This is a genomic window from Streptomyces sp. MK37H, from assembly GCF_018035285.1.
Lineage (GTDB): Bacteria > Actinomycetota > Actinomycetes > Streptomycetales > Streptomycetaceae > Streptomyces > Streptomyces endocoffeicus.
In genome coordinates this window covers 1-3,252 of sequence record NZ_JAAAYH010000673.1, presented here as the reverse complement: position 1 = coordinate 3,252, position 3,252 = coordinate 1, and the positions used below count along the sequence as shown (strand labels likewise).

The following is a 3,252-nucleotide window of genomic DNA, read 5'->3' as shown; positions in this document are numbered from 1 at the left end:
GCTCCTTCCTCGAGCCCGGAGATCATGCCCGGCCCCGAATCCGAGTCGGCCGAGCGGACGATGCGGCGGGCGCTGGAGACGGGCGAGGGGCAGCGGCTGGAGCCGGCCACGCCCATGCCCCGCCACCCCGCCCGCTCGCCTGGTCCGCCGTCGTCGCCCCGCTGCTGGACGACGAGGGCCGGACGGCAGCCGTGATGCTGTCCGCTCACGACACGACCGCCCTGCTGACCGCCCGGCAGCAGCTGACACTGCTCAACGAGGCCGGCGCGCGGATCGGCGGCACCCTGGACATCGACCGGACCGCGCAGGAGCCGGCCCATGGCCTGAAGGGCCGCACGCATCGTCGCCGCTGCCTCTCCATGGCTTCACGACCGCAGCCCCCGCCGCACCTCTTCACTACAATCGCGGAGCAACGAAGCCCCGCTCAGCAGAGGCTGAAGGCTGCCATCCATGCGTACCCAGCACCCACGCGACGCCAGTCCCCTGGCCGCGCTGAGCCCCGCCGAATCGGCCCGTCTCATGGCGGTGATCCGCGAGGCGGCGCTGAGCCGGGGACGGCTTCCGCTGCCCGCCCGCCCGGTGATCGGCGCCTCCTGGGACCGGATGCTGCGCCTGGGGCTCGACCCGGACCGCGGCCGCGCGCCGCAGCCGCTGGGCCTGGACGAACTGGAGCGGCGGAGGCGGCAGACCCGGCTGGCCGAGGTGCTGCCCACCCTGCAGGACGGGCTGCTGGAGGCGGCGGAGGCGGCCGCGCACATCATGATCATCGCCGATGCGGAGGGCCGGATCCTGTGGATCGACGGCCATCGGGGGGTGCGTCGGCAGGCCGACGGCATCGCGCTCGTGGAGGGTTCGCACTGGGCCGAGGACGTCGCCGGGACCAGCGGAATCGGCACCGCGCTCGCCGTGAAGTCCCCCGTACGGGTGCATTCGGCGGAGCATTTCGTGAGCGCCTTCCACACCTGGAGCTGCGCCGCCGCCCCGGTCCACGACCCGCGCGACGGACGGCTGTTGGGCGTCATCGACGTCAGCGGCCCCGCCGGGACCGCCCATCCGACGGTGCTCTCCCTGGTCACCGCCACCGCCCGGTGGGCCGAGGGCGAACTGCGCCTCGCCCACAGCCGGGAGCTGGAGGGCCTGCGCGCGGTCGCCGCGCCGCTGCTGGCGCGGATCCACGGCAAGGCCGTGGTGGTCGACCAGCACGGCTGGATCGCCGGGGTCACCGGGGTGACCCCGCGCGAGCGCCGGCTGTTGCTGCCGAAGGCGCCGTACGACGGGCCGGTCTGGCTGCCCGCGCTCGGCGCGTGCGCGGTGGAGCCGCTGCCCGGCGGCCATCTGCTGCGGGTGCTGGACGGCGAGACCTCAGAGGGGGGCGGTCCGGCCGGCTGGGGCGATCTGCTGCTGGACGTACGCCATCCGCACCGCTGGACCCTGACCTTCTCGGGTCCCTCGGGCACCTGGACCCATGAACTCAGCGCCCGCCAGGCCGAGGTGCTGCTGGTGCTCGCCGCGCACCCCGAGGGGCGCACGGCGGCGCAGCTGGCCCAGGACCTGTTCGGGGACCCGACGCGGACGGTGACCGTACGGGCCGCGATGTCCCGGCTGCGCGGCCGCGTAGGGGCGGTGCTGGCGCACCGCCCCTACCGCATCGCCGACAGCGTCCGCATCGCCGTGGCAAGCCCGGACCACCCCACCGAACTCCTCCCCCACAGCTCGGCCCCGGCCATCGCCCATTTGCGCGGCATGCCCTCTTTCTGATGCGGGCGCCGCAGAGCATCGGTCGCTGAGGTCTTCCGGCTGGGGGCGCCTCCCAGCGGTAGCTGGGGGAGACTGCAGCCCCTCGGAGGCGAACCGAGCCCTCAAATAAGGGGCTGCCCGGCCACCTCTTCCGGCCTCAGCACCTCGGCCAGGCGGTCGGCGGGCAGCAAGCCCTTCTCCAGGACGAGTTCGGCCACGCCGCGGCCCGTGGCGAGGGCCTCCTTGGCGATGCTGGTGGCCGCGCTGTAGCCGATGTACGGGTTGAGCGCGGTGACCAGGCCGATGGAGTTCTCCACGGAGGTGCGCAGCCGCTCGGTGTTGGCGGTGATGCCCGCGACGCACCGCTCGGCCAGCACCAGGCAGGCGGCGCGCAGATGGGTGACGCTCTCCGAGAGGGAGTGCAGGATGATCGGCTCGAAGGCGTTGAGCTGGAGCTGTCCGGCCTCGGCGGCCATCGTGATGGCGACGTCGTTGCCGATCACCTCGAAGGCGACCTGGTTGACCACCTCGGGGATCACCGGGTTGACCTTGCCGGGCATGATGCTGGAACCGGCCTGCACCGGGGGCAGGTTGATCTCGTTGAGTCCGGCCCGCGGGCCCGAGGAGAGCAGCCGCAGGTCGTTGCAGCTCTTGGAGAGCTTGACGGCGATGCGCTTGAGGACGCCCGACAGATGGACGAAGGCGCCACAGTCCTGTGTGGCCTCCACCAGGTTGGCGGCGGTGACCAGCGGCAGTCCGGTGATGGCCTCGAGGTGGCGGCGGGCGGCCTCGGCGTAGTCCTTGGGTGCGTTGAGGCCGGTGCCGATGGCGGTCGCGCCGAGGTTGATCTCGTGCACCAGGGTGGCGGCCTCCAGCAGCCGGCTCTGGTCCTCCTCCAGCATCACGGCGTACGCCGAGAACTCCTGGCCCAGCGTCATGGGCACCGCGTCCTGCAGCTGGGTGCGCCCCATCTTCAGGACGTCGTGGAACTCCTCGGCCTTGGCGGCGAACGCCCGGCGCAGCGTCTCCATGGCCGCGTGGAGCTCACGGACGGCGATGATCGTGGAGACGTTGACGGCGGTCGGGTAGACGTCGTTGGTGGACTGGCTGAGGTTGACGTCCTCGTTGGGGTGGAGGTGGGCGTAGTCGCCCTTCTGATGGCCGAGGAGCTCGAGCGCCCGGTTGGCGATCACCTCGTTGGCGTTCATGTTGGTCGAGGTCCCGGCGCCGCCCTGGATCACATCGACGATGAACTGGTCGTGCAGGGCGCCCCGGCGTATCTCCTGGCAGGCGGCCGCGATGGCGTCGGCCTTCTCCGTGGTGAGCAGACCGAGGTCCTCGTTGGCGCGGGCGGCGGCCTCCTTGACGGCGGCCAGGGCGCTGATCAGGTGCGGATAGGCGGAGATGGAGGTGCCGGTGATGGGGAAGTTCTCGCCGGCGCGCAGGGTGTGGATGCCCCAGTAGGCGTCGGCGGGGACGTCGCGGTCGCCGAGCAGGTCGTGTTCGCGGCGATGG

Annotated in this window: 3 protein-coding genes; 1 reads left to right on the top strand and 2 read right to left on the bottom strand. The window is 72.5% G+C overall.

Annotated elements, in window-relative coordinates; genetic code table 11:
* Positions 1–341, bottom strand: a 341-nt coding sequence (locus tag GWI24_RS42510; protein WP_210951366.1) for a hypothetical protein, incomplete at its 3' end; no start/stop codon positions are given.
* Between the two features lie 109 nt (positions 342–450).
* Between GWI24_RS42510 and GWI24_RS42505 the strand changes: the two genes are divergently transcribed.
* A complete protein-coding gene (locus GWI24_RS42505; protein ID WP_210951365.1) occupies positions 451–1,758 on the top strand; it encodes a GAF domain-containing protein in 1,308 nt (435 codons plus the stop codon).
* Positions 1,759–1,859: 101 nt separating this feature from the next.
* Here GWI24_RS42505 and aspA read toward each other — a convergent pair.
* Positions 1,860–3,252: aspartate ammonia-lyase (aspA, locus tag GWI24_RS42500; protein ID WP_210951364.1), on the bottom strand; the 1,393-nt coding region annotated here is incomplete at its 5' end.